The sequence below is a fragment of the Rhizobium sp. P2_G2 genome, from assembly GCF_056403555.1.
In genome coordinates, this window is record NZ_JBFUFF010000009.1 from 1 (window position 1) to 24,800 (window position 24,800).

The window sequence follows — 24,800 nt, forward strand, 5'->3', positions numbered from 1 at the left end:
CACTCTCCCCCCTTGTGGGGGAGATGTCCGGCAGGACAGAGGGGGGTGTGCCACAAGCGATTGTCCTGGTCTTCGAAACCAAACCCTGCACATTTTTCACCAAATCCTGCTCATTCGAGACTGGTCACCACTCGTAGGATGATCGCCGCGAAAGACCTGAAAACCGGGCGCTCGCAGGGGAACCAATCAACAGGATGGAGACGGAAATGGCCGATACCGAAAACAAGTCCGCATTATCGGAACTTAAGGCACATGCGCTTTCCGGAAGGATCAATCGCCGCGGCTTCATGCAGGGCGCGTTGGCTCTGGGGCTGGGGGTCACAGCCGCTTCGAGCCTCTGGACGCGTGAAGTCGCGGCGGCCACGCCGAAGAAGGGCGGCACCTTCCGCGTCGGCCTTGATGACGGCAACACGTCCGATACGCTCGATCCGACGACCTACAATTCGCGCTTCATGATCACCATGGCCCATACGCGCAACAATTTCCTCACCGAAATCGCCCCGGACAATACAGTGACCGGCGAACTGGCGGAAAGTCTGGAAGCGTCGAAGGATGCGAAGACCTGGACCTTAAAGCTGCGCAAGGGCGTGGAATTCCACAACGGCAAGACTTTCGATGCCAAGGATGCGGCGGCCTCGCTCAACCTGCATCGCGGCGCTCAGTCGAAATCCGCCGCCAAGCCGCTGCTGTCGGCCATCGACGAGATCAAGGTCGATGACAACAATACGCTGGTGCTGAAGCTCAAGCAGGGCAATGCCGACATTCCCTTTGCGCTGACCGACTATCATCTGATCATGCTGCCGCTCGGCAAGGACGGCAAGATAGATCCGCTCGACAATGCCGGCACCGGCGGCTATGTGCTCGACAGTTTCGAGCCGGGCGTGCGCGCAACGATGAAGCGTTTCGCCAATTACTGGAAGCCGGACAAGGCGCATTTCGACGAGGTCGATTTCACCGCCGCCAATGACGTCGTCGCCCGGCAATCGGCGCTGCAATCGACCACCTTCGATGCGATCATCGAATGCGACTACAACACCGTCGACCTGATGGCCCAGGACGATGGCATCAAGGTGGACGAGGTGCCGTCCGGCACGCATGTCGGCATGCCGATGTTCTGTGACGCCAAGCCGTTCAGCAATCTCGATCTCAGGATGGCCCTAAAGCTCGCCACCGACCGCGAGCAGCTGATGAAGCGGGTGCTGAAGGGCCATGGCTCTATCGGCAACGACCAGCCCATCGCGCCGACTATGCCCTTCTATGACGCCGGCCAGAAGCAGCGGCCCTACGATCCCGACCAGGCCCGCGCGCTGATCAAGAAGGCCGGCCTCGACGGCCTGACGATCCAGCTCTCGGCCGCCGACACCGTGATTACCGGCGCCACGGACATGGCGGTGCTGTTCGCCGAAATGGCCAAGAAGATCGGCGTCAATGTCGAGGTCAAGCGCGAGGTCAATGACAGCTACTGGAGTGACGTCTGGCTGAAGAAGCCGTTCTGCATGGCCGGCTGGGGCCAGCGTCCGACGCCGGATATCATCTTCTCGCTCGGCTATGCCAAGGGCGCCGATTGGAATGAATCGCATTTCGACAATGACCGCTTCAACAAGCTCCTGATCGAGGCGCGTGCCGAGATCGAAACCAAGAAGCGCGCGGAGATGTATGGCGAAATGCAGCGCATCGTCAGCGACAAGGGCGGCACGATCATCCCGTTCTTCCGCAACTGGATCTATGCGCGGCGCTCCAACGTCATGCATGGCGAAAAGCTGTCCGCCAGCTGGCCGCTCGACGGCGCCCGCGGCGCCGAGCGCTGGTGGTTCGCATGACATCGCGGGAGCCTCGGCGAGAGGGCGAACCCGCCGCGGCTCCGCCGGCGCTCGATTGGCTGAATGGCGATGTGGCGATGCTGCGACGTGAATACGAGCGACAGCGGGCCAAGCCGATGCCGGCGTGGGCGGCGTGGGTGGAGGTCGGTGGCGGGAGTGCTCGGGTGTTGGCGCATGCCGCGTCGGGGCAGGGCGATGCAGCCATCGTCTATTTCCACGGCGGCGGCTTCATCGTCGGCTCGCCGCTGACGCATGCGGACATCACCGTGGCGCTCTGCCGGGAGAGCGGCTTGTCGCTTTATTCGGTCGATTATCGCCTGGCACCCGATTTCGTCGCGCCGGCGCCGGTCGAGGATGGCGTGGCTGCCGTCGCGCATCTGGTGAGGATGGGCGTCGGAAAAATCATCCTGTGCGGCGACTCTGCCGGCGGCGCGATAGCGCTGGCGCTGGAGGCCAGCCTGCCACAGGCGCTGCGGTCCAATGTCATTGCGGTCTGCAGTTTCTACGGCGCCGATGGCCGGCTCGACAGCCCGTCTCTGCTCGCACGCGGAAATCGCGCCGATGGAACCGATGCGGCCTGCGTGGGGCGCTATTTCGCTCTTGCCAACGGCGGCGCGGCGCAGAACGTCTATTCCTCCGCCCACATCGCTCGGCCTTCATCCGTGCCGGTTTACCTGATGGCTGCGGCCGACGACCCCCTGCTGGACGATAGCCTTGAAATGGCAGCGGCGCTTCGGGCTTGTGGACGGACAGTCGTTATCGACGTGGTCGAGGGGGAGGGGCACGGCTTTTTGCACAATGTCGATGTGTCCGCCAAGCCCGCGGCCGCGATGAAGCGCGTCGCGGCCTGGATATCGGCTAGGGTACGGTGAGCGTGCGAGCCTGAGCGGAAGGCCGCCTGGAGAAAGCGGTCGGGCTGTGCCCGCGGAAATTTGCGCTTTGTTCAGGACGGCCAAAGGAGCGACATAACCGGGAATTGGTATCTCAATGCCGCGCCCGTTCGCCCCTGAGATACCATTCAGTCCGTAAGCCCGGCCTTCGCCACGCCCTCTCGTATCCTGTCTCCATATTCCTGGTTCCGAAACGGCAGGCGAGCCAGGTGCCCCTCGAATGAATATTTCGGGTTTACGTCTTTCAGCTCTTGCCACACGCGCCTGGCCTCGTCGACCTCACCGAGGTGACCCAGTGTGGCTGCCAGGAAGGCACGCGAAAGGTCGGTCTTCGGCGAAAGGTGGATCCGTTCGCGAAAGGCTGCTGCCGCCGCCTCGTATTGACCGGCCACCAGATAGGCCGAACCGAGGAAATGCAGGTATTGTTGAGAGAAACCCGGTTCCAGGCGCATGGCGCGCTCAATATCCGGGACCGCTTCCAATGGATGGCCCAGATAGACCAGGGCTAGACCGCGTGTTCCATAAGCAAGCGCATAGTTCGGATTGAGCTCCAGCGCCTTCTCCACCGCGGATCTGGCACCGTCCAGGTCTCGCTTCCAAATCGCAATGACGGCGGCGGCATAATGCGCATAGGGTTCGTTCGGTCCTTTTTCTATGGCTTGTGCTGCGAAATGAGCGGCCAGATCAAGGCCATCTGGCGTGTCGGCCCAACGGTTCTGGAAGTCGAGACAATAAGCCATGCCGAGCCCTGCATAAGGCTCCGCGTAGTTGGGATCGAAGTCGATCGCGCGCCTTAGGATTTCGACGATCTGAAGGAAGACGTCGCGATTCTTGGTCGATCCCAGCAACAGTTCACGTCCGCGCAGAAAGCAGTCATGCGCCTCGATATTGTTGGTGCGATTGACCGCCAGCAGCGCCTTTTCAGATGGCCGGAGCGTCACTTTGAGCGCCTGGACGATCTGAAGGGTCACCTCGTCCTGGACCGCGAATATATCCGTCATCTCGCGATCGTAGCGTTCGGCCCAAAGATGCCCGCCGCTTGTTGCATCGATCAGCTGGGCCGTGATGCGGACACGGTTTCCGGCGCGGCGGATCGATCCTTCGAGCACGAATGCGACCCCGAGATCGCGCCCCACGACCCGTAGATCGGGACTCTTGTGCTTGTAGGCAAAGCTCGAATTGCGTGCCACCACCAGCATTCCGGCAATCTTGGAAAGGTCGGTAATGATGTCCTCGGTGATGCCGTCCGAGAAATATTCCTGCTCGGGATCACCGCTCATATTGTCGAAGGGCAGAACCGCGATCGATGGCTGCGGCTTCGCGGCCGGCCTTGCACTGACCGGAGCTGCAGGCGGATCAGGGAGGGCAATGTTGGGGAAGAGGTTGACGTTATAGACCCGCACCGGCCGCTCGATGTTCTTCAGCGTCTGCTCACCGGTATCCTCGAATGTAAGCTCAAGCTTGTTGCCGACACTGTCCCTGACCGAGCCGGACACGGCAACGCCGCCTGGCTTGGCTACACTTTCGATCCGTGCCGCGATGTTGACGCCGTCGCCGAAGATGTCGTTGTCCTCGAAGATGATGTCACCGAGATTGATGCCGATGCGGAATTCGAGGCGCCGGTCCTCAGGCACATCGCGATTGCGCTCGCGCATTCCTTGCTGGATGTCGATGGCGCAGGCGACGGCATTGACGACGCTCGGGAACTCAACCAGCATGCCGTCACCGGTATGCTTGACGATCCTACCCTTGTGCTCGGCAATCTTGTGGTCCAGCAATTCGCGCCGATGGGCCTTGAATGCTGCAAGGGTGCCATTCTCGTCGACGCCCATGAGGCGGCTGTAGCCGACCACATCAGCCGCAAAGATGGCCGCCAAACGACGTTGCGTCACTCCCTTGGTCATAGCCGGATGCGTCCTGATCTATGCGGCTCTCTCCCCGAGCCAGAGCCCATGACAGTAGCAGAAACGAAATCCAGAACAATCATGGTCCGGATACGATTGCCATCCTGCTGGATCGGAGCAACGAAGACTCAAACCTGGCCGGTCAATTCTTCCGACCCAGGAGGGCGTTCATTGTTGCGACGGAGCATGGCAGTTTTCGTTCTTATAAACTTTGCCCGGCAAAGATCTCGGCCATCTTGTCGATAAGACCCGTCTGGTAGGCGGTGAAATCGGCATTGGGCTGCTGGAAATCGAGCCGCACTGCGAGCGGATCCGGCGCCGTAATCGACGAGCCGGCGAGCGTGGCGATGACGGCATGGCCGCAGAACGGCACATGCGCTTCGGAATAGCCGCCTTCGTGGACGAGCAGCAGCCGGCCGCCGCAGAGATCGTCGGCGGCCTGCATGGTCAGCCGGGTCATCTCGGCGAAGGTCTTCGACGATGCCATCATGCGCGACAGCGGATCGACGCCGGAGGCATCGAAGCCGCAGGCGACGACGATCATGTCGGGCTTGTAGGCGTGAAGAGCCGGCAGCACGATGCGCTCGAAGGCATGCAGGTAGCCGATATGGCCGGTACCGGGGATCATCGGGATATTGATATTGTGGCCTTCGCCACGGCCTGAGCCGCGATCCTCAACGTGGCCGGAATCGCGCGGATAGTTGTTTTCCTGGTGCAGCGAGATCGTCAGCACATCGGCGCGGTCATAGAAGATCGCTTCGGTGCCGTTGCCGTGGTGCACGTCCCAGTCGATGACGGCGATGCGTTCGGCGCGCTTTTCGGCGAAGGCGGCTTCGATGGCGATTGCGATATTGGCGAGCAGGCAGAAGCCCATCGGCTTGTCGGGGAGGCAATGATGGCCCGGCGGGCGCGACAGTGCATAGGCATTGCGCTGCCGGCCGGCAAGCACGCTGCGCATGGCCTCGGTCGCAAGCCCGGCCGAGATCGCCGCGATGTCATAGCCGCCGGGGCCGAAGGGCGTGCGCTCGCCGAGCTCGCCGCCCTTGCCGTCGGACAATTGCTTGAAGGCCTGCAGATAGGCGGCGGGATGCACCCGGCGCAGTTCTTCTTCGGTTGCCGGCGGCGCGGAGGAGACCGATAATTCCTGAATCAGGCCGGTGACATGCAGGAGGTTCTTCAGACGCCGCTTCGTCTCTGGATTTTCCGGCAGGCCGCCCGCGGCGAGTGGCTGCACCAGCCCGCCCACCGGCATCAGGAAGGCATAGCTGCCGCCGGAATGCCAAAAGCACTTTTCGTCCCACCAGAAGCCGGTGCTCGATGTCGTCATGGATGTCCTCCGCTTGCGCTATCGCCGGATGGCGTTCAGGCAGAGCTATCGATGCCGACATATTTGCGTTCGGTAAAGGCCTCCATGCGGCAACGTAAGCTGCCGAGCATGAGATGGGACGGTTCACGGTGCCGAAGGGAGGCCAGTGTTGGTCGGGGCAAGGCGCGCCTCAGCCCGTGACGCGCTTCCTGAAACTCTCGAACTCATCATCCGAAATCGGCACCACGTGTTGTGTCGCCGGATAGGCGCCGGTCTGGACGTCGGAGATGAATTCCTTGAACGCCGAGACGCGTTCCTGCTGCAGCCGCTCGAATTCAGCCGCGAAATTGCGATAGGTTTTCGCATGCCGGGGCTTGTGGCCGCGCGTGTGGCCGAGGACGTCTTCGGTGAACAGATATTGCGCGTCCGCGCCGGGGCCGGCGCCCATGCCGAGCATGATCAGCGGTGTCGACCTGGAAATCAGTTCGGCGACGCGGTCCGGCACGACTTCGAGCTCGGCGCCGAAGCAGCCGATCTTCTCCAGCCGCTTGACGTGATCCCAGACGGCCTTGGCGCTATCTGCGGTCTTGCCGACTGCCTTGAAGCCGCCGGTCCAGGTGTTTTGCGACGGGATCAGGCCGACATGGGCGACGACCGGTACGGCATTGTCGGCGAGCAGTTTCTGGATGTCGAGCGACGCGGCGCAATAGAAGCAGTCGCCGCCGATGGCCATGAAGTGGAAGGCCTCGCGCAAATAGTCGTCACCGGTTGCCAGCTTGCCGGCGGGGCCATAGGGCAGGCCCACCTGGACGAAGCATTTTCCCGCTGCCTCGCGCATTTCCGGACTAAAATAGCGGCCCTCGATGGAGAGCATGTCAATGCCCGCCGCATCGGCCGCATCGGCCTCCTCCAGCGTCCGCACGAACAGCATCGTGATTTTCTGGCCGCGCGCCTTCATCGCCCGGATGTCGGCCACGGTCGGCCGTCTGCTATTGCCCATATTCCTTCACCTCACACTGTAAATGCTGCACGAAAGGCTTCGAGAGCCTGTTCGGGATCGCCAGAGGCATAGGCCTCCATGGCGACCGGACCCGAATAGCCCATGGTCTTTAGTGCCTTGGCGACACCGTGCCAATTGACTTCGCCGGTTCCCGGCTCAAATCGGCCAGGCACGTCCGCGACCTGGATTTCGCCGATCCAGGGCAGGCATTTTTTGCACATTTCGATCAGGTTTCCTTCGCCGATCTGCACGTGATAGAGGTCGAGATTGAGCTGCAGGCGCGGATGGTCGATGCTGGAGACCAGAGCCAGCGTGTCCTCGGCGCGGCCGAATGGAACACCGGGATGGTCGACCAGGAGGTTGAGGTTTTCGAGCGCGAAGGTGACGTTTTCCTCTTCCGCCAGCTCGACGACCCGCAGAAGGGTGTCGCGCGCCTTGAGCCACATCACGCCGGTGGCGACCTCGATCGGCTGGACGGGCAGTCCGCGATCTCCGAGGCCAGTGCCATGCAGGTTGAGCCGCTGCACGCCGAGCCGTTTGCCGATCTGAGCCGTTTCGCGCGCGGTCCTGATCAGTTCGTCCGCCCCTTCGTCATCGATGAGGCGGCCCGTGAGATAGCCGTTCATGATGGTGAAGGTGGCGCCGGTGGCTTCGAGCTTGGCGATGTCATGCGCAGGCCAGTTCCACAGGCCGACGCCAAAACCCATGTCCTTCAGTTTGCTCGCGCGCCATTCGATCGGGCGGTCGCGCCAGAGCATTTCCGCGCAGGCGGCGAGAGAGAATTGTGCGGTCATAATGTTCAGATCTCGATGAAGACGCGGTCGTTCTCGACCTTGGTGGGATAGGTTTTCAGGTTGACGCAGACCGGCATGCGCACGGCCTCGCCCGTGCGATAATCGAACACGCCGTTATGCTTTGGGCATTCGATCGTATAGTCCATGACGAGGCCTTCGGCGAGATGTACTTTTTCATGCGTGCAGAGACCGTCGGTGCAGAAATAGGCGTCGTCGGGGCTGCGATAGACGCAGAATGTCCGGCCCTGGTGGTCGAAGCGGATCACCTCTTCCGTCTCGACATCATCGACCCCGCAGGCCTCTACCCATTGTGGCATGTCTCGCACTCTCTTCGTCGTTGTCGTTCATCTGTAGGGTGCGGCCCGGGCGGACCCGGGCCGCAACTTTGTCCGCCGTGGAGGTGACGGACTTCGGGAGCAGGGCGATCGCATGTGGGATAAAGACCCTCTCTGGCCTGCCGGCCATCTCCCCCACAAGGGGAGAAGACTTGCGGCACGCTCCTTGCCTCAATTGGAGCACGGCGGAGCCGCAGGTTAAGCCCCGCCTCCTTGTGGGGAGGGGTCTTTGAGTCATATGCGATAGAGCTGGCAATTCTCCACTTACGCTACATGGCAGCCTCAGCCGCTTCCGACTGCGCCACCATGTAGCCCTCAATTTCCTTCTCCAGTTCGGCCATCTGCTCGCCACCTGCCATCGGATCGGTGATCTCCTCTCGGCTTTTCTCGCCCTTGCGGAAATCGGCTGCCTTGGCGCCGCGGATCAGCACGGCGAAATGATCGCCGACGGTCAGCGCATGCACGACATTGTGGGTGATGAAGATCACCGCAATGCCCTTCTGCCGCGCCTGCAGGACGATCCGCAGCACATGCGCCGCCTCTTTCACGCCGAGCGCCGCTGTGGGTTCGTCGAGGATCAGCACATTGGCGCCGAAATGCACTGCGCGTGCGATCGCCAGCGCCTGGCGCTCGCCGCCGGAAAGGCCGCCGACCAGGCGGTCGCCATCATCGATGCGGGTGATGCCGAGTTCGCGCATTTCCTTGAGGGCGATCTCGTTGGCCCGCTTGCGATCGTAGACGGTGAATGGTCCGACCCGCCTTGTCGGTTCCGCGCCGACGAAGAACGAACGCCCGATGCTCATCAGAGGAAGGTGCCGCCGAACTGGTGGACGGTGGCGATCCCATGCTCGCTTGCTTCCCTGGGGCCTTCGAACTCGACTGCCTTGCCACCGACTTCCATAGTGCCCGAGGTCGGCTTGTGGACGCCGGAGAAGACCTTGATCAGCGTGCTCTTGCCGGCGCCATTGTCGCGGAGCAGGCAGAGGACTTCGCCGGCGTGGACATCGAGCGAAATGTCGTTGACATCGATCGGTCCGAAGGATTTGCAGACATTGGTCAGTTTGATGAGAGGCGTCTTCATCCGGGTATCCCCTTCTTGATCCGCGGCGCGTAACTCAGCGCCATGGTGCGGAATGTGTTGTTCATCAGCACGGCCGCCAGCAGCAGCACGCCGATGATCAGCGAGGCCCAGTTGGCGTCGAAGCCGGTGTAGAAAATGCCCTGATTGATGATCGAGAAGGTCAGCGTGCCCAGCACGATGCCGACGACCGAGCCATAGCCGCCGGTAAGCAGCACACCGCCGACGACAACCGCGATGATTGAATTGAAGATGAAGGACTGGCCGGCCGCCACCTGGGCGCTGTTATAGAGCAACGCCTGGGAGAGGCCGACGAAGGCGGAGCACAGACCGCTGCCGACGAACAGCCAGATCGTCAGGCGTTCGGTCGGAATGCCGGCATTGCGGGCGCTCACCTGATCGCCGCCCATGGCGAAAATCCAGTTGCCGAAGCGCGAGACGTTGAGAATGAAGCCGACGATCGCGATGGCTGCAATCCACCAGAAGATCGTCACCTGGAATTTTCCGCCGACGAACTGGCCGAGCAGCATTTTGGCAGCCGGCCCACCCTTGAGCGCAACGCTGGTGCTTCCGGCCAGGATGACCGACAGGCCAAGCGTCAGCCCGGCGACCGCGAAGAGTGTCGCCAGCGTCACGACGAACGACGGGACCCGGGGCGCGTTCATCCTCTTTCATCTCGGTGCCGAACGGCAAGTCGTAGCCGCCAGTGGTGTCGGCAGAGGCAATGCCGTGGCGAAAGACATAAGGCTGGCGGAAATGCTGATCCTGGCGAGGGTTCGGCCTCCGGAACAGGAACTCGCCTCGACATCCGTGCGCCTCAAGTCGTTGCTTGCAGCTTAGGCCTTTTTCAGGCGTAAGAACCGTCAGGCTCCGGCCTTTTCTGCGCTTCTGGAAAGATGCAGGCGCACCGTCAGGCCGCCATTGCGATTGCTTACCGCCGAGACGCTGCCGCCATGTGCCTCGATGGCGCGGCGGGTGATCGCCATTCCCAGGCCATGACCGCTGACGCTGTCACTCGCATTGAGGCGCGTGAACGGATCGAACAGGCGGTCGACATCCTCCGGCGCGACGAAAGGCCCGAGATTGTGTATGGAGATGTTCAGCGTATCGATGCCGAGCGTCTTTGCCTTGATGGAAATGACACTGCCTTCGTTGGAATATTTGACGGCGTTGCGAACCACGTTTTCGATGGCGCGGTAGATCAATTCACCATTCACCTCCATGACGAAGCTTTCCGCGCCCTCGAAATCGATCCTTATGTCGCGCGCTTCGGCTTCGAATGCGGCGTCATCGATGATGACAGCGACAAGATCGAGTATATCAACCGCTTGCCGCTCCATGATAAAATTGTCTGGCGTTCTGAGCCGTGCAAGGGTGAGAATCTGTTCGACCAGCCCGTCGAGCCGCTCGATCTCGCGCTCCATGCGCGGCAGCATGGCATCGAGCTTGGCGGGATTTTTCCGGACCAGACCAAGGGCGGCCTGCATGCGCGATAGCGGCGAGCGCAATTCGTGGGACACATCATGGAAGAGCTGCTTCTGGTTTTCCTGCAGTGCTTCCAGCTTGCCGGCGGTCACGTCGAAATCGTGGCCCAGCGCGGTTATGCCGTCATTCCACCAGCCCCGGCGGGAGCCGACGCGCGCGGTGAAATTGCCGCCCGCCAAGGCGCTTAGCCCAGAACGCAGGGCGATGACCGGACGCGCAAGATAGCGCGTCAACACATAAGCCGAGACGATGCTGGTCAGAAACATGGCGGCCGGCGGCAGCATTTCGGGCGCATAGCTTTCGATGAAGCTGAGCTGTAGCTCCGGCACTTCGACATGATAGCAACGTCTGTTCTTCGCGTCGAATATCATTCGCTGCGTCCGGTTCTCACCTCTGCAAGCCGCTTCATCCATGATCTCGGGAGCAGGCGTGATCGTCACCAGCATCGGCTCGCGCCGTTGTCCCGGTGGCCCGTCGCCGAAATCGCCGGGCGGTGACATGGACTTGCCGAGCGTCGGCTCACGCGGTTGCGCCAATGCCGCGACATAGGTGCGCGCCGTGACGATCTCGCCCCGGGCGATCAACAGGGAAACCGTGTCGAACGCCTGCCACCGCTGCGATTCGAGCATTCCTCCCTTCGGCGGCAGCACTTTGAGATAGCTGTTGGCAAGCGTGATGAAGGCGATTGCGGCAAAGATCGTCAGCCAGATAGCGGCGAAGAACTGCCAGAAAATCCGCCCCATCAGCGCTCCGTCACCAGTTGATAGCCCTGGCCGCGCACGGTCCTGATCCAGGACTGTCCGTCGGGCTGCAGGCCGAGCTTCTGGCGTATGCTGGAAATGTGGACATCGATGCGGCGATCGAAGGCCGCCAGCGGCTGGCCGAAGGCCCGCTTGGCCATGTCGCGCTTGGACACAAGCTGACCGGCGCTGCGCACCAGCACTTCCAGGATATTGAATTCGACGCCGGTCAGTTCCAGCGGCTGGTCCTTCCACTCGGCCGTGCGCGTGCCCGGATTGAGCGCCAGGTCGCCGCTCTTCAACGCGCCGGTCCCGCTGTCGGCCGAGTTGCGCTGGGTGCGTCGCAGAATGGCCCGCAATCGCGCCACCAGTTCGTCCGGCGTGCAGGGTTTCGAGACATAGTCATCGGCACCGAGATTGAGGCCGGTGATACGGTCGATATTGTCACCGCGCGCCGTCAGCATCAGCACCGGAATATCGCTCGTCTTACGAATTCGCTGCAGGATTTCGATGCCATTGAGTTTCGGCATCATGATGTCGAGGACGACGATGTCATATTGGCGCGACTGGACTTCCTCGACGCCGGCGCGGCCATCATTGATGGCCTGGGCATCGAATCCTTCGTCCACGAGATATTCGGACAGCAAGGATGTCAGCTCCACGTCATCGTCGATCAGCAGCACTTTCGTCATCGTATCCTTCTCCGGCCGGGCAGGCCGGCTTCGCCCCGATACACTCTTTAGTCAGGCCGTCGAGGGATTTTACTCAACTTTACACTTGCTTGACAGCACTTAACGCTCGCCAGCCTACATGACCACCATCAGCTTCAGTTTCAGCCCCTGATGGTGAAATGTTCTTTTGTTCTAAAACTCTCGGATGCCGGCCGATGAAGGCCGCTCTGACACTCGTTCTCTCGGCCGCACTGTGCAGTTGCGTTTCGATGCCGCGCGTCACGCCGGCGGAGCCCTATCTAGCTTCGCATTGGCAGGGCAGGCTTCCGCATGCCGGCAAGACGGCCAATCTGGTCGACTGGTGGTCCGGTTTCCACGATCCGGCGCTGACGAAACTGTTGGCGCTATCGCAGGTCAACAACACCTCGCTCGACGTGGCGATCGCCAATATCGATGCGGCGCGCGCCACCTATCAGTCCGAGACATCGAGCCTGTTTCCGTCGCTGACCGGCTCGGCCTCGGCGCTGCGGTCGGGCACGAATGCCAACACTGTGCAGAAGGTCGCCGCGTCGACGACGCGCTCGGGCGGGCTCGATGCCAGCTGGGAAGTCGATCTGTTCGGCAAGGCCAGGAACAATGTGAAGGCCGCCGATGCCAAGGTGACGGCACGGATTGCCGATTGGCATGACGCGCGCGTGTCGCTCGCCGCCGAAGTGGCCGACGACTACGTGCAATATCGCGCCTGCCGCCAGCTCGAAGCGACCTATCGCGACGAACTGGCATCGCAACAGCAGACAATCAAGGCAACAGAGCTCTCCGCCGTGACAGGGCTGAAATCAACGGCGGATTTGGCGCTTGTGCGGGCGAGTGCGGCGAGCTCATCCTCGTCCCTCACCGCACAGGCAGCCGAATGCGAAGTCCTGATCAAGTCGATGGCAGAATTGGCCGGTGGTGACGAGTTGCAGGTCCGCGATATCCTGAAAAGCGGTCCGCAGCGCATCCCTCAGCCGCGCAGCTTCTCGGTCCGCTCGGTGCCGGCCGATCTGCTGCGCCAGCGGCCCGACGTCTATTCGCTGGAGAAGGAAGTCGCGGCAAATGCGTTCGCGGCAGGGGCGGCCGAGGGCGATCTCTATCCCAGCCTGTCGGTTTCGGGATCGCTGACGCTCAACCACAACAGCCTGGCCGGCGCCAACCTGCCCTGGTCGTTCGGGCCGTCGCTGTCGGTGCCGCTCTTCGATGGCGGCCAGCGTCGTGCCGCCGTCAAACTGGCGAAGGCGGATTACGATCTGGCGGATGCGAATTACCGCGCCGGCGTGCTCTCGGCGGTCAAGGATGTCGAGACAGCCCTGGTGCATCTCGACAGTGCTCATCGGCAGCTATCCGACGCCGCCACGGCGGCGCGGGAATACAGGACCTATTTCCAGTCGGTCGATGAGAACTGGCGGGCCGGCGGTGCGAGCGTGCTTGACCGCGAGGAAGCGCGGCGGTCGGCCCAATCTGCCGAAATCACCCTGATCGGCCTGCGCCGCGACGCCGTCGAATATTGGATCGCGCTCTACAAGGCGCTGGGCGGCGGCTGGAGCGCGGACGACATCGCTGCTCCGTCGAAAGGAGAAAAAGGATGAACACCCCCAGGCGGACATTGACGGCGGTATCGATCGCAATGCTGTCCATCGCATTTTTCCCGTCCTATTCGTTGCCGGCGAATGAGCCGGTGGCGACGCCGGCACTGACGGTGAGCACCGTCAAGCCCGAGACGCTGGCCTGGGCGCAGTCGATCCCTGCGAGCGGCTGGCTTGCCGCCTGGCAGGAAGCATCGATCTCGGCCGAAGCCAGCCTGAAGATCGTCGATATCAGGGTCGAGGTCGGCTCGGTGGTCAAGAAGGGCGACGTGCTGGTGCAGTTGGAACAGGCCAGCGTGCTGGCCGACCTGCACAAGCAGGAAGCGGCTGTCGCGACGGCGCAGGCCAATCTCAAGCAAGCGGAGGCGAACGCCGCCCGTGCGCGAAAAGTCAACGGAACCGGTGCGCTCTCCCAACAGCAGATCAACGAATACCTGATCACTGAAGAAACGGCGACGGCTTCGCTTGCATCGGAAAATGCGGCACTCGAAAGCCAGCGCATCAAGCTCGACCAGACGACGATCCGTGCCGTCGACGATGGCGTCATCTCGTCCAGTTCCGCGACGCTGGGTGCAGTGACATCTTCGGGATCGGAACTCTTCCGCATGATCCGCCAGCAAAAGATCGAGTGGCAGGCGGAAATATCGGCCCGCTATATCAACAACATGCATCCCGGCCTGAAAGCGCGGATTGATGTGCCTGACGGCACGCATGTCTATGGCGTGGTGCGGCGCGTGGCGCCGACCGTCAGCAAGGATACGGGCAGGGCGGTCGTTTATGTCGAACTGCCTCCGTCCGACAGGCCCAAGGCCGGCTTCAATGTCAGCGGTGCGATCGAGCTCGACACGACATCGGCGCTGACCATCCCCGAAAGCGCCTTGGTCTTCAATGACGGCATGAGCTATGTCTTCACCGTCGCCAATGACGATCATGTCACGCGCCGCAAGGTTGAGATCGGCCGCCGCTGGGATGGCCGTGTGGAAGTGTTGTCGGGCGTTGCCGACGGCGCTGCGGTCGTCGCTGCCGGCGGCGCATTCCTTTCCGATGGATCGCTGGTCAAGGTAGTGCCGACCGAAGAGGCCGCGCAATGAATATTTCCGCCTTCTCGATCCGCAATCCGGTTCCCGCCATCCTGCTCTTCGTACTGCTGACAGTCTGCGGCCTGCTGGCCTTCTCGAAACTGTCGGTGCAGCAATTCCCCGATATGGACCTGCCGACGATCACCATCTCGGCCTCGCTCGAAGGAGCCGCGCCGTCGCAGCTGGAAACCGAGGTGGCGCGCAAGATCGAGGACAAGCTCGCCTCGCTGAGCCAACTTGATCACATCGCCACCACGATCACCGATGGCGCGGTGTCGATCAGTGTCTCCTTCGAGATCGGCAAGGATACCGAGGAGGCGCTGAGCGAAGTGCGCAATGCCGTCGACAGCGCCAGCCCGGATCTGCCGACGGACATGGCGACGCCGCAGGTGTCGAAGAAGTCCGTGCAGTCCACAGCGTTGCTTACCTATGTCATCCAGTCCGACAAGCTGGATGAAACCGAACTTTCCTGGTTTGTCGACAATGACCTCACCAAGGCCCTGCTCACGGTCAAGGGTGTGGGAGAAGTCGATAGAGCCGGTGGCGTCGATCGCGAAGTCCATGTGGATCTCTACCCCGTCCTCATGACGTCGCTCGGCGTCACCGCATCTGATATATCGACCGCGCTGAAGTCCGTGCAGATCGACGAATCCGGCGGCAAGGCCGATATCGGCGGCCGGCAGCAGACCATCCGCCTGCTGGGTGCCGTGTCGTCCGTCGACGAGATTTCGGCGCTGTCGATCCCGCTGTCCGGCGGTGTCAGCGTCCGTCTCGACCAGGTCGCCAAGGTCAGCGACACGATCGCGGATCGCACCTCGCTTGCGACCTTCGACGGCAAGCCGGTGATTGCGGTTCAGATCAAGCGGTCGAACGGTTTTTCCGACACCGGTGTGGTGAAGGACATCCGGACCGCGATGCTGAGCTTCCAGGCCGCCCATCCCGGCGTCACCGTTACCGAGGCCAGCAACACCGTGGCGCCGACCCAGTCGAACTACAATTCGTCGATGCACATGCTCTATGAGGGTGCATTGCTGGCGATCGTCGTCGTGTGGTTGTTTTTGCGCGACTGGCGCGCCACGGTGCTTTCGGCCGTCGCACTGCCGCTGTCGATCATCCCCACCTTCCTGGTGGTCTATTTCGCCGGTTTCAGCCTCAACACGATCTCGCTGCTGGCGCTGTCGCTGGTGGTCGGCATCCTTGTCGATGACGCGATCGTCGAGGTGGAGAATATCGCGCGGCACCTGCGCATGGGCAAGACGCCGATGCAGGCGGCGATGGAGGCGGCCGACGAGATCGGGCTGGCTGTGATCGCCACGACCTTCACCCTGGTTGCCGTTTTCCTTCCGACGGCCTTCATGAGCGGCATTCCGGGCCTGATCTTCCGCCAGTTCGGCGTCACCGCGGCCGTCGCAGTGGTCGCGTCGCTGATGGTCGCCCGTTTCCTGACGCCGATGATGGCGGCTTATTTCATGAAACCGAGGGATCATGTCGAGCGGGATGGCGCCGTGATGCGCCTCTATCTCAAACTCGTCCGCGCCTGCCTTAACCATCGCAAGCTGACGGTGTTGGGCGTCGTTCTCTTCCTTGCCGTGTCGCTGTCGGCGATCCCGCTGCTCAAGACCGGTTTTTTCCCGATGTCCGACAACGCGCAGACCAGTGTCACCATCACCTTGCAGCCCGGTAGCCAGCTCGCCGATACCGAGAAGGTGACGGCTGAGGCGACCGGCCTGATCAGCAAGGTCAAGGACGTCAGGCATGTCTTCGCCTCGATCGGCACCGCCTCGACCGGCGACCCGATGAATTCGTCGGAAACGGCCGATCCGACGACGGCGACGCTGACCGTCGACCTCACCTCCGTCGATGATCGCAGCCGCTCGCAAGCCGATGTCGAGGCCGATATCCGCAATGCGCTGTCGGCGATCCCCGGCATTCGCCTCGAAGTCGGCACCGGCTGCAACGGCACCAAGCTGCAGGTGACGCTCGCCAGCGACGATGCCGATGCGCTCGACCTCGCGGCCAGTTCGGTCGAGAAGGATCTGCGCAGCCTGAAGGGCGTCGGCAACATCACCTCCAGCGCCTCGCTACAGGCTCCGGAAATCCAGATCATTCCGGATTTCCAGCGAGCGGCGGCGATGGGCGTGACGTCGGAGGATATTGCCAAGGTCGTACGCATCGCCACCAATGGCGACTATTCGTCCTCGCTCTCCAAGCTCAATCTGCCTGAGCGGCAGATCGCCATCCGTGTCCGGCTGGAGCCGTCGGTGCGCAACAGCATCGACGCCCTGTCGCAGTTGCGCGTCACCGGAACGAAGGGCGCCGTGTCGCTGGGATCGATCGCCACGATCCGGATCGGCGGCAGCGCTTCGCAGATCGATCGCCTCGACCGCTACCGCAACGTCACGTTTTCCATCGAGCTGAACGGCCGCGCCTTGGGCGACGTGATGAGCGAGGTGCGGAGTCTCTCGTCCATCCGCAACCTGCCCGGCAATGTGCATCTGGTTGAACAAGGTGAATTGGAGCGCATGTCGGAACTGTTCTCCAGCTTCAGCATCGCCATGGGCATCGGCATATTCTGCATCTACGCCGTCCTCGTCCTGCTGTTTCATGATTTCCTCCAGCCTGCGACCATCCTGATGGCGCTGCCGTTGTCGCTGGGTGGTGCGCTGGCGCCGCTGGTGATGACCGGCACAGCCTTCTCGATGCCGGCGGTGATCGGCCTGCTGATGCTGATGGGCGTGGTGACCAAGAACTCCATCCTGCTGGTCGAATACGCGATCGTCGCCCGCAGGCGCGGCCTGAACCGGATTCCGGCGCTTGTCGATGCCTGCCACAAGCGAGCGCGGCCGATCATCATGACGACGATCGCCATGGGCGCCGGCATGCTGCCGGTGGCGCTCGGCTGGAGCGGCGGCGATGCAAGTTTCCGCGCGCCGATGGCGATCGTCGTCATCGGCGGGCTGATCACCTCGACCTTCCTCAGCCTGCTGGTGATCCCCGTCATCTTCACCTTCATCGATGATCTCGGGCAGATCATCGCCAGCCCTTTCCGAAGCAAGCCAAACGCGGAGGCAAGCCTTGTCACGTCGCATTGAACAAAATCAACAGCTGATATCTCTGGGGACCGGGATGATGAGAAGCTTCAACGCCATACCTCGACCAAGCGCGGGACGAGGCCGTCCGAAAGTGCGTTCCGATCAGGAGCAGATGGACATCGTCATCGCCGCAGCCATGGATATTTTCCTGAGGGTCGGCTTTGCCGCAATGCGGATGGATGACGTCTCGTCGGCCTGCACGATCTCCAAGCGGACGCTCTATCGTCTGTTTCCCAGCAAGCTCGATCTGTTCCGCTCACTGGTCGCTGCGCATGGCAAGAATTCGCTGGCCTTTGCCCGGGCAATCGAGGAGACATGCCTCGAGACCGCCCTGGTGAAGCTTTTGCGGGTCGATGTCGATCCCTGCACGGATTTGCCGCAAATGCGCTTCATCCGGCTGGCGCTCGCCGAGGCACATGTGGTTCCGGAACTCGAGGCGATCGTCAACGTGGACGGGTTCGAACGCGACAAGAAGCAGCTTGCCTTCTGGCTCACCGATTGGAAGGAGCGCGGCGCATCGCAGCTTGGCGACCCCTATGCCGCGGCATCGCTGCTGATCGACGTGCTCTACGCTTCAAGCCGTTTCTCGACCAACGGTGAAACACCGTCGCCTGCCGCCAACCGGAACGACTATCTCAGGGAATGCATCCGGTATTTCGTCAATGGAGTGAAATGAGCCGAAACCGGGCGACGCATCAACGCGCATCGCTGGCGCATTGCATCAGCGGCGCGGCCCATTCCCAAGCGGCGTTGCCGGCGTGTCGGCGGGCACGCGGCCATATTCGTATGGCAGCGAACAGGTTTTCAGCTGCGGCAGCACTTTGGTGCCGAAATGCTCGGCCTCGTCGAGATGCGGGTAGCCGGAGAGAATGAAGGCGCGGATGCCCATCTTGCGATAGGCCTGGAGTTCCGAAAGCACCTGGTCGGTCGAGCCGACGATGGCCGCGCCGCAGCCGGAACGGGCGCGGCCGATGCCGGTCCAGAGATGTGGTTCGATATAGCCGAACTGGTCGGCAAGGTCGCGGGCGCGGGCCTGGTGGGCGACGCCGAGCGAGATGGAATCGTGCGCCCGTTCGCGGATCATGCGCCCATATTCGTCATTGAGCTTAGAGACGAGGTGTTCGGCATAGTCCCGCGCCTCCTTCTCGGTGTCGCGGACGATCATATGGACGCGCAGGCCGTAGTCGAGCGTCCGGCCATGGGCGGCGGCGCGTTCATGGACGGCTTTCATCCGTTCGGCGAGCTGCTCTTTTGGTTCCGGCCACATCAGGTAGACGTCGCATTGCGCGCCGCAGAGCTCCAGCGCATCCGGCGAATAGCCGCCGAAATAGAGCAGCGGACCGCCATTCTGCTGATAGGGTTTTGCCGGGTCGGTCGAAACGCCCTCGAAGCGATAGACCTCGCCGTCGAAATCGATCGTGTCACGCGTCCAGGCCTGGCGCAGGATTTCGACCACTTCATGGCTGCGCCGATAGCGAAAGGCGCTGTCGGCGACCTCGCCGGGAAAGTCGGAGCTGATGACGTTGAGCGTCAGCCGGCCCTTCAGCATGTGGTCGAGCGTGGCGACCGTACGGGCCAGCATGATCGGCTGCATTTCGCCGCAGCGGATGGCGGCGAGCATGTTGATCTTTTCGGTCAGCGGCGCACAGGCGGCGACGAAGCTCAGCGTATCCTGACCCACCTGGTAGGAGGAGGGGCAAAGGATGTTGCGGAAGCCGAGTTTCTCAGCCCTTTTTGCGATGTCGGAACAATGCTCGAAGCTCGATCGCAGCCGGCCGTCGGGGACTGCCAGATATTCATAATCATCGGAACAGAGGGCGGCGAACCAGGACACTTCGGCGGCATCGAGATCGGCGGATGTTATCGGAACGACCGTCATGATCTTTCTCTCGGACTGAACTTTTCTCTTGCGTAACATCAAGTTTAATGTAGATCAATAGTGTATCAATTTTCGTTCCAGCGCCCTGGGAGGGCGCCGATGGACATGATCCAGACCGCCGGCAGCCTGCCGATCTACATCCAGATCGCCGAACTTTTGGTCCGCGACATCGCGGCCAACCGGCTGATCGGCGGGGAGCGGCTGCCGCCGGAGCGCGACATGGCGGTTGAACTTGGGATCGCGGTCGGGACGCTGAGAAAGGCGTTGGCGGAGCTGGGGAAGCGCGGTCTTCTGGAGCGTAGGCAGGGTTCCGGCAACTATGTCCGCGCCATCAGCGATCCCGAGAGCGTGTATGCCATGTTCCGGCTGGAACTGCTGGAAGGCGGGGGCCTGCCGACGGCGGGGATCGTGAGCGTCGATCGCTGCCCCAAGCCGCCCGATCTGCCGCAATTCGGCACATCCGGCGAGGCGCACCGCATCCGCCGCATCCGCTGGCTTTCCGGCAAGCCCGCGGCGCTGGAGGAAATCTGGCTCGATGCCGGTTATGCGGAGGCGCTGAAGGCGGAGGAATTGTCGGAGTCGCTCTACCTTTATTATCGCCAGAAGCTCGGCCTGTGGATCGTGCGGGCTGAGGATCGTATCGGGCTCGGCACGGTGCCGGACTGGACGCCTGCCGAATTCGGCATGGTGGCCGGCGCGCCTGTGCCGCATGTGCTGCGCATCAGCCAGGAACAGCATGGCGCCAAAGCCGAAGTGTCGCACACATGGTTCGATCCCGCGGTCGCCCGCTATGTGGCGCGTTTGAAATAGGTTTTGCAGGATGACGTTGACTTACGGTCTGATCGGTTGCGGCATGATGGGGCAGGAGCATTTGCGCAACATAGCGCTTCTCCCCAACGCGCGGGTTGCGGCGATCTACGAGCCGGATGCCGGCATGCGCGCGATTGCCGGAGAAATGGCGCCCGGCTCGATCATGGCAGGCTCGATTGCCGAAGTGCTGGCGGTCGATGCGGTCAATTGCCTGCTGATCGTCAGCCCCAACTACCTGCATCTGCAGCAGCTGGAAGAAATTGCCGCGATCCGACCGCTGCCGATCCTGGTGGAAAAGCCGCTGTTCACCGCGCCGGAGGATGCGCCGAGGCTCGCCGCCCTTCGTGCCGCCTATCCGGCGCCGATCTGGGTGGCGATGGAATACCGCTACATGCCGCCGGTGGCGCGGCTAGTTGAAGAGGCGGAGGCGCTGACAGGCGGCATCAAGATGCTGACCATCCGTGAGCATCGCTTTCCTTTTCTGGAAAAGGTCGGCGACTGGAACCGCCTCAATCGTAACACAGGCGGGACGCTGGTGGAGAAATGCTGCCATTTCTTCGACCTGATGCGCTTCATCCTCGAATCCGATCCGATGCGGGTGATGGCGTCGGGTGGGCAGTCGGTGAACCATCTGGACGAAGTCTATGGCGGCGAGCATTCCGATATCTGGGACAATGCTTATGTGATCGTCGATTTTGCCTCAGGCGCCAGGGCGATGCTGGAACTCTGCATGTTCGCCGAGGGCGCGCGCTACCAGGAGGAGATTTCTGCCGTCGGGCCGAAGGGCAAGATCGAGGCGCATGTGCCGGGGCCGGGCCGGTTCTGGCCTGATCATCTCGGCGCGCCGCCGGTGCCGCAGGTCATCGCTTCGCCACGCGATCCCAAGGGGCCGCGCCTGGTGGAAATCCCGGTTGATCCGGCACTGCTTGCCGCCGGCGATCACAATGGCTCGACGTTTTACCAGCATCAGCGCTTCCAGCGTGCGGCGCTCGGCAAGCAGGCGGTGGAAGTGACGCTCGAAGACGGCTGGTGGGCCGTTGCCATGGGCATGGCCGCCCAGCATTCGGCGATGACAGGCGAGGCCGTGCGTTTCGACAGCGTTCCCTACGGTGTGGTGCGGTGAAGTGGGGCGGCGAAAACCTATCGCTCTGGATCCCCTTTCGGAGAGGCCGGGGTGAGGGGCTTTGGCACAGCCGCCGTCGATTTTCGTTCGACGATATGACAGGCGAGTTCGATGCGGCGGGCGGGCGCGGCATTGCCGCTGACGGCGTCGAGCAGCAGGTCGAGCGCGGTCGCGCCGATCTCGCGCATCGGCACATGGATCGAGGACAGTGGCGGATGGTAGAAGGCGGCCTGTGGCAGGTCGTCCATGCCCATGACCGAGACGTCAGCCGGCACGTTGAAGCCGGCCTTCTGCACGCCCAGCATGGCGCCGGCGGCCAGGCTTTCGCCGGCCGCGAGCACGGCGGTGAAATCAAGTCCGCGCCTGGCGATGCGGCTCTCGATGGCGTCGGCGGCAAGCTCGGGCAGCCAATCCTCCACCTCCATCACCAGGTCGTCGATCTCGCCTGTGCGGCTTGCGACAAGCGCGTCGCGCCAGCCCTCGAAGCGCCGCTCGATGGTGCGGCGGCCGCGACGCATGAGGAAGAGGATGCGCTCATGACCGAGCGACTGCAGATATTCGGCGCCGATCCTGGCGCCGGAACGGTTGCAGGGGGTGACGCTCGACAGCCGCATCAGCGGATCGTCGCCATTGATCAGCACGACCGGTTTGCCGAAGTCGCGGCTGAGCGAGAGGACGCTTTCGTCGTCGAGCGTGAGGAAAAGAAAGCCGGCGATCGCATCGTCTGCCAGCGTTTCGCGCAGGCCTTCAATATCCCCCGGCATGCCGGAAACCGGCCGGGTGACGATCTCGATGTCGAGCGTTTCGGCGCGCTGGTACAGGCCTTCGAGAACCTGTGCTGTGAACTGGTTCCGGACATAGTCGATCATCGCCACGCTGCTTGCCGCGAGGATGATCTTCTGTCCGGCGACCGAAGTCGGGATGTTGTAATTCAAGGCTTTGGCGACCTCGGTGACCTGGGCACGGATTTCAGCGCGCACGCCCTTTTCACCGGCAAGCGCCCGCGACGCCGTGCTCATCGACACGCCGCAGCGCGCCGCGATGTCCTCCAGCCGCACTTTGCGGCTGGGTTTACCTCTCTTGCCAATCGTGCTCATGCGCGGCCCTTGCAAAGCATTGTTGCGCGAGACTGCAAGAAATTTTCATGTTGCGCAAGAAAATTCGTTGTGTCACCTGTCCTGCAAGACGCCCGACTGCAATAATCCGGGTGGCGAGACACGGGAGGAGACGGCTCATGAGTCCTAGCGGACGCGTCCTGCGCGAGCGCCTCGAACGGCTGGTCCAGGGCATGACCGAGCTCAGCCATGACGGCCGCTACAGCGAGCCCAATCTCGATGGCTCGGCAGGCGACTATATCAGCTTCAATTCGTGGGAATGGCCGCAAGGCGTCGGCCTCTACGGCCTGGTCAGGCTGTGGATGCTGAACCGCGATCCCGCGTTGAAGGGCCTGATCGAGCGCTGGTACGAGGGTCGTTTCGCCGCCGGCCTCCCAGTGCTGAACATCAATACGACCGCGCCGATGCTGGCACTGTCGCTTCTCTGGCGCGAAACCCGCGATCAACGCTGGCAGGGCGAACTCGACCGCTGGGCAAGCCGGGTGCTTGCCGAAATGCCGCGGACGCCGGAAGGCGGCATACCGCATATCGTTTCCGACAAGATCAACGACCGCGAACTCTGGGACGACACGCTGGTCATGGTCGGCCTGTTCCTTGCCTGCTATGGCGAGACGAGCGGTCGGCGCGAACTGGTCGACGAGGCCTGCCGGCAATTCCTGCTGCATGCCCGCTATCTCGCCGATCCGAAATCCGGCCTCTGGTTCCATGGCTGGACCTTTGACGGCCGGCATAATTTTGCCGAAGCGCTCTGGGGCCGCGGCAATGCCTGGATCACGCTCGGCATCCTCGACTTGATCGAGATCGCCAACATTCCCGCTGCGCTGCGCAATTTCCTTCTCGGCGTGCTCGAAACGCAGATCGAGGCGCTGCTGGCGCTGCAAGCGCCGTCGGGCGCATGGCACACGCTGCTCGACGATCCCCAGTCCTACGAGGAAATCTCGGCGACGGCGGGTTTCGGCTATGGGCTATTGAAAGCCGCGCGGCTGGGCATCGGGCCGGCGGGTTGCCACGCGGCGGGCATGCGGGCGCTTGCCGCCGTGCTTGCCAATGTCGACGACAATGGAACCGTCGCAAACGTGTCCTACGGTACCCGCATGGGTCACGACCTGCAATTCTACCGGGACATTCCGATCGAGCCGACCGGCTACGGCCAGGCGCTCGCCATCCTGTGCCTGACCGAAGCGCTCAAGCATACCGAAACCGAAGCGGAGGCTGCGTGATATGCGTGTCATCTACGGCGTTTCGCCCCACGACATCTCCAGTTTCGATACCGCCCGGTTGAGGGCCGAATTCCTGGTCGAAGACCTGTTCCGGCCCGGCCACATCGAATTCGCTTACACCCATGTTGACCGCATGATCGTCGGCGCCGCCACGCCGGCCGCAGAGCCACTTTCCTTCGGCGACGGCGTGGAGATCGGGACGCCGCTGTTCTTCACCGCGCGTGAAATGGGCGTGGCCAATCTCGGTGGCGCGGGCAAGATCACGATCGACGGCGAGACTTTTGCGGTTGCCAACAGCGATGTGCTCTATATCGGCCGCGGCGCGGAGAAGGTGACGCTTGCAAGCGATGATCCGGCCACACCGGCGCGCTTCTATATGAACTCGGTTCCGGCCGGTCGCGATATCCCGCATCGCCTGATCACGAAAGACGAGTCCAAGCCGCTCGACCTCGGCGAGGAGAAGCGTTCCAACAAGCGACGGCTGAGGATGTATATCCATCCAGAGGTTGCCCCGTCGTGCCTGCTGCTGATGGGCATTACCGATCTCGCGCTTGGCAGCGTCTGGAACACCATGCCGCCACACCTGCATGAGCGGCGCATGGAGGCCTATTGCTATTTCGATCTCGACGCGGCCGACCGGGTGATCCACCTGATGGGCCGCCCCGATGAGACCCGTAACCTGATCGTCGCCAATGGCGATGTGGTGATTTCGCCGGCCTGGTCCATCCATATGGGCGCCGGCACCGGACCTTACGCCTTCGTCTGGGGCATGACCGGCGAGAACCAGGCCTATAACGATGTCGATCCCGTGCCCGTGGCGAGCTTGAAATGAACACG

At 62.4% G+C, this 24,800-nt stretch carries 19 protein-coding genes and 2 pseudogenes; 10 read left to right on the top strand and 11 right to left on the bottom strand.

The features are described from left to right. The first annotated feature begins 206 nt into the window (after positions 1-206). Both AC1D06_RS09885 and AC1D06_RS09890 read left to right on the top strand, forming a co-directional pair. On the top strand, positions 207-1,820 hold the full coding sequence (locus tag AC1D06_RS09885; RefSeq protein ID WP_477882351.1) for an ABC transporter substrate-binding protein: 1,614 nt from the start codon (positions 207-209) through the stop codon (positions 1,818-1,820). Then, positions 1,817-2,692 carry an alpha/beta hydrolase fold domain-containing protein gene (locus AC1D06_RS09890; RefSeq protein WP_477882353.1) on the top strand — a complete coding sequence of 292 codons (876 nt, stop codon included), beginning with the start codon at positions 1,817-1,819 and terminating at the stop codon, positions 2,690-2,692. The genes AC1D06_RS09885 and AC1D06_RS09890 overlap by 4 nt, the downstream gene beginning before the upstream one ends. A 146-nt stretch (positions 2,693-2,838) precedes the next feature. Here AC1D06_RS09890 and AC1D06_RS09895 read toward each other — a convergent pair whose 3' ends face one another. The 9 genes and pseudogenes from AC1D06_RS09895 to AC1D06_RS09935 all read right to left on the bottom strand — a co-directional run bounded on the left by AC1D06_RS09895 (position 2,839) and on the right by AC1D06_RS09935 (position 12,044). Beyond that, positions 2,839-4,614 (bottom strand): adenylate/guanylate cyclase domain-containing protein, encoded by a 1,776-nt coding sequence (locus tag AC1D06_RS09895; RefSeq protein ID WP_477986075.1) that lies wholly within the window; start codon positions 4,612-4,614, stop codon positions 2,839-2,841. Between the two features lie 202 nt (positions 4,615-4,816). Continuing rightward, on the bottom strand, positions 4,817-5,941 hold the full coding sequence (locus tag AC1D06_RS09900; protein WP_477986076.1) for a class II histone deacetylase: 1,125 nt from the start codon (positions 5,939-5,941) through the stop codon (positions 4,817-4,819). Between the two features lie 169 nt (positions 5,942-6,110). Then, a complete protein-coding gene (locus tag AC1D06_RS09905; protein WP_477986077.1) occupies positions 6,111-6,920 on the bottom strand; it encodes a 3-methyl-2-oxobutanoate hydroxymethyltransferase in 810 nt (269 codons plus the stop codon). Positions 6,921-6,931: 11 nt separating this feature from the next. Beyond that, complete coding sequence (locus AC1D06_RS09910) at positions 6,932-7,714, bottom strand: TIM barrel protein (RefSeq protein WP_477986078.1); 783 nt, start codon at positions 7,712-7,714, stop codon at positions 6,932-6,934. 5 nt (positions 7,715-7,719) lie between these two features. Further along, positions 7,720-8,031, bottom strand: a complete 312-nt coding sequence (locus AC1D06_RS09915; RefSeq protein ID WP_477986079.1) for a MocE family 2Fe-2S type ferredoxin — start codon at positions 8,029-8,031, stop codon at positions 7,720-7,722. Positions 8,032-8,318: 287 nt separating this feature from the next. After that, positions 8,319-9,130 (bottom strand): annotated as a pseudogene (locus tag AC1D06_RS09920) (ATP-binding cassette domain-containing protein). Further along, positions 9,127-9,777, bottom strand: a pseudogene (locus AC1D06_RS09925) (ABC transporter permease); the annotation flags it as partial. The pseudogenes AC1D06_RS09920 and AC1D06_RS09925, both read right to left, overlap by 4 nt. A 213-nt stretch (positions 9,778-9,990) precedes the next feature. Further along, positions 9,991-11,355 (bottom strand): sensor histidine kinase, encoded by a 1,365-nt coding sequence (locus tag AC1D06_RS09930; RefSeq protein ID WP_477986080.1) that lies wholly within the window; start codon positions 11,353-11,355, stop codon positions 9,991-9,993. Next, positions 11,355-12,044 (bottom strand): response regulator, encoded by a 690-nt coding sequence (locus AC1D06_RS09935; protein ID WP_477882363.1) that lies wholly within the window; start codon positions 12,042-12,044, stop codon positions 11,355-11,357. The genes AC1D06_RS09930 and AC1D06_RS09935 overlap by 1 nt, the downstream gene beginning before the upstream one ends. Before the next feature lie 194 nt (positions 12,045-12,238). Between AC1D06_RS09935 and AC1D06_RS09940 the strand changes: the two genes are divergently transcribed. The 4 genes from AC1D06_RS09940 (at position 12,239) to AC1D06_RS09955 (ending at position 18,492) form a co-directional block, all read left to right on the top strand. After that, the gene (locus tag AC1D06_RS09940; RefSeq protein ID WP_477986081.1) at positions 12,239-13,648 is read left to right on the top strand and encodes an efflux transporter outer membrane subunit; all 1,410 of its coding nucleotides are present in this window, start codon (positions 12,239-12,241) and stop codon (positions 13,646-13,648) included. Further along, entirely contained in the window at positions 13,645-14,736 is a 1,092-nt protein-coding gene (locus AC1D06_RS09945; RefSeq protein WP_477986082.1) for an efflux RND transporter periplasmic adaptor subunit, read from the top strand. The genes AC1D06_RS09940 and AC1D06_RS09945 overlap by 4 nt, the downstream gene beginning before the upstream one ends. Continuing rightward, the gene (locus AC1D06_RS09950) at positions 14,733-17,816 is read left to right on the top strand and encodes an efflux RND transporter permease subunit (RefSeq protein WP_477986083.1); all 3,084 of its coding nucleotides are present in this window, start codon (positions 14,733-14,735) and stop codon (positions 17,814-17,816) included. The genes AC1D06_RS09945 and AC1D06_RS09950 overlap by 4 nt, the downstream gene beginning before the upstream one ends. A gap of 91 nt (positions 17,817-17,907) precedes the next feature. Next, positions 17,908-18,492: a TetR/AcrR family transcriptional regulator gene (locus AC1D06_RS09955; RefSeq protein ID WP_477986084.1), complete on the top strand. Its 585-nt coding sequence runs from the start codon at positions 17,908-17,910 to the stop codon at positions 18,490-18,492. A gap of 45 nt (positions 18,493-18,537) precedes the next feature. On the opposite strand, the gene AC1D06_RS09960 is transcribed toward AC1D06_RS09955, so the two are convergent. Then, positions 18,538-19,695 carry an LLM class flavin-dependent oxidoreductase gene (locus tag AC1D06_RS09960; protein WP_477986085.1) on the bottom strand — a complete coding sequence of 386 codons (1,158 nt, stop codon included), beginning with the start codon at positions 19,693-19,695 and terminating at the stop codon, positions 18,538-18,540. Positions 19,696-19,800: 105 nt separating this feature from the next. Between AC1D06_RS09960 and AC1D06_RS09965 the strand changes: the two genes are divergently transcribed. Next, a complete protein-coding gene (locus tag AC1D06_RS09965; RefSeq protein ID WP_477986173.1) occupies positions 19,801-20,505 on the top strand; it encodes a GntR family transcriptional regulator in 705 nt (234 codons plus the stop codon). A 10-nt stretch (positions 20,506-20,515) separates the two neighbouring features. After that, the gene (locus AC1D06_RS09970; RefSeq protein ID WP_477986086.1) at positions 20,516-21,628 is read left to right on the top strand and encodes a Gfo/Idh/MocA family protein; all 1,113 of its coding nucleotides are present in this window, start codon (positions 20,516-20,518) and stop codon (positions 21,626-21,628) included. A gap of 17 nt (positions 21,629-21,645) precedes the next feature. On the opposite strand, the gene AC1D06_RS09975 is transcribed toward AC1D06_RS09970, so the two are convergent. Then, positions 21,646-22,725, bottom strand: coding sequence for a LacI family DNA-binding transcriptional regulator (locus AC1D06_RS09975; protein WP_477986087.1), 1,080 nt, complete (start codon positions 22,723-22,725; stop codon positions 21,646-21,648). 137 nt (positions 22,726-22,862) lie between these two features. On the opposite strand from AC1D06_RS09975, the gene bglB reads away from it, so the two are divergent. Together bglB and kduI are read left to right on the top strand one after the other, a co-directional pair. Then, complete coding sequence (gene bglB, locus AC1D06_RS09980; RefSeq protein ID WP_477986088.1) at positions 22,863-23,963, top strand: beta-galactosidase BglB; 1,101 nt, start codon at positions 22,863-22,865, stop codon at positions 23,961-23,963. A gap of 1 nt (position 23,964) precedes the next feature. Further along, entirely contained in the window at positions 23,965-24,795 is an 831-nt protein-coding gene (gene kduI / locus AC1D06_RS09985) for a 5-dehydro-4-deoxy-D-glucuronate isomerase (protein ID WP_477986089.1), read from the top strand. Positions 24,796-24,800 lie beyond the last annotated feature (5 nt).

What these genes read in the sequence shown, in the direction of transcription:
- AC1D06_RS09965 (WP_477986173.1), top strand. Translation starts at nt 19,801, where the DNA reads ATGATCCAGACCGCCGGCAGCCTGCCGATCTACATCCAGATCGCCGAA.
- kduI (WP_477986089.1), top strand. Translation starts at nt 23,965, where the DNA reads ATGCGTGTCATCTACGGCGTTTCGCCCCACGACATCTCCAGTTTCGAT.
- AC1D06_RS09950 (WP_477986083.1), top strand. Translation starts at nt 14,733, where the DNA reads ATGAATATTTCCGCCTTCTCGATCCGCAATCCGGTTCCCGCCATCCTG.
- AC1D06_RS09885 (WP_477882351.1), top strand. Translation starts at nt 207, where the DNA reads ATGGCCGATACCGAAAACAAGTCCGCATTATCGGAACTTAAGGCACAT.
- AC1D06_RS09895 (WP_477986075.1), bottom strand. Translation starts at nt 4,614, where the DNA reads ATGACCAAGGGAGTGACGCAACGTCGTTTGGCGGCCATCTTTGCGGCT.
- AC1D06_RS09935 (WP_477882363.1), bottom strand. Translation starts at nt 12,044, where the DNA reads ATGACGAAAGTGCTGCTGATCGACGATGACGTGGAGCTGACATCCTTG.
- AC1D06_RS09945 (WP_477986082.1), top strand. Translation starts at nt 13,645, where the DNA reads ATGAACACCCCCAGGCGGACATTGACGGCGGTATCGATCGCAATGCTG.
- AC1D06_RS09975 (WP_477986087.1), bottom strand. Translation starts at nt 22,725, where the DNA reads ATGAGCACGATTGGCAAGAGAGGTAAACCCAGCCGCAAAGTGCGGCTG.
- AC1D06_RS09940 (WP_477986081.1), top strand. Translation starts at nt 12,239, where the DNA reads ATGAAGGCCGCTCTGACACTCGTTCTCTCGGCCGCACTGTGCAGTTGC.
- AC1D06_RS09930 (WP_477986080.1), bottom strand. Translation starts at nt 11,355, where the DNA reads ATGGGGCGGATTTTCTGGCAGTTCTTCGCCGCTATCTGGCTGACGATC.
- AC1D06_RS09960 (WP_477986085.1), bottom strand. Translation starts at nt 19,695, where the DNA reads ATGACGGTCGTTCCGATAACATCCGCCGATCTCGATGCCGCCGAAGTG.
- AC1D06_RS09900 (WP_477986076.1), bottom strand. Translation starts at nt 5,941, where the DNA reads ATGACGACATCGAGCACCGGCTTCTGGTGGGACGAAAAGTGCTTTTGG.
- AC1D06_RS09905 (WP_477986077.1), bottom strand. Translation starts at nt 6,920, where the DNA reads ATGGGCAATAGCAGACGGCCGACCGTGGCCGACATCCGGGCGATGAAG.
- AC1D06_RS09890 (WP_477882353.1), top strand. Translation starts at nt 1,817, where the DNA reads ATGACATCGCGGGAGCCTCGGCGAGAGGGCGAACCCGCCGCGGCTCCG.
- AC1D06_RS09915 (WP_477986079.1), bottom strand. Translation starts at nt 8,031, where the DNA reads ATGCCACAATGGGTAGAGGCCTGCGGGGTCGATGATGTCGAGACGGAA.
- bglB (WP_477986088.1), top strand. Translation starts at nt 22,863, where the DNA reads ATGAGTCCTAGCGGACGCGTCCTGCGCGAGCGCCTCGAACGGCTGGTC.
- AC1D06_RS09970 (WP_477986086.1), top strand. Translation starts at nt 20,516, where the DNA reads ATGACGTTGACTTACGGTCTGATCGGTTGCGGCATGATGGGGCAGGAG.
- AC1D06_RS09910 (WP_477986078.1), bottom strand. Translation starts at nt 7,714, where the DNA reads ATGACCGCACAATTCTCTCTCGCCGCCTGCGCGGAAATGCTCTGGCGC.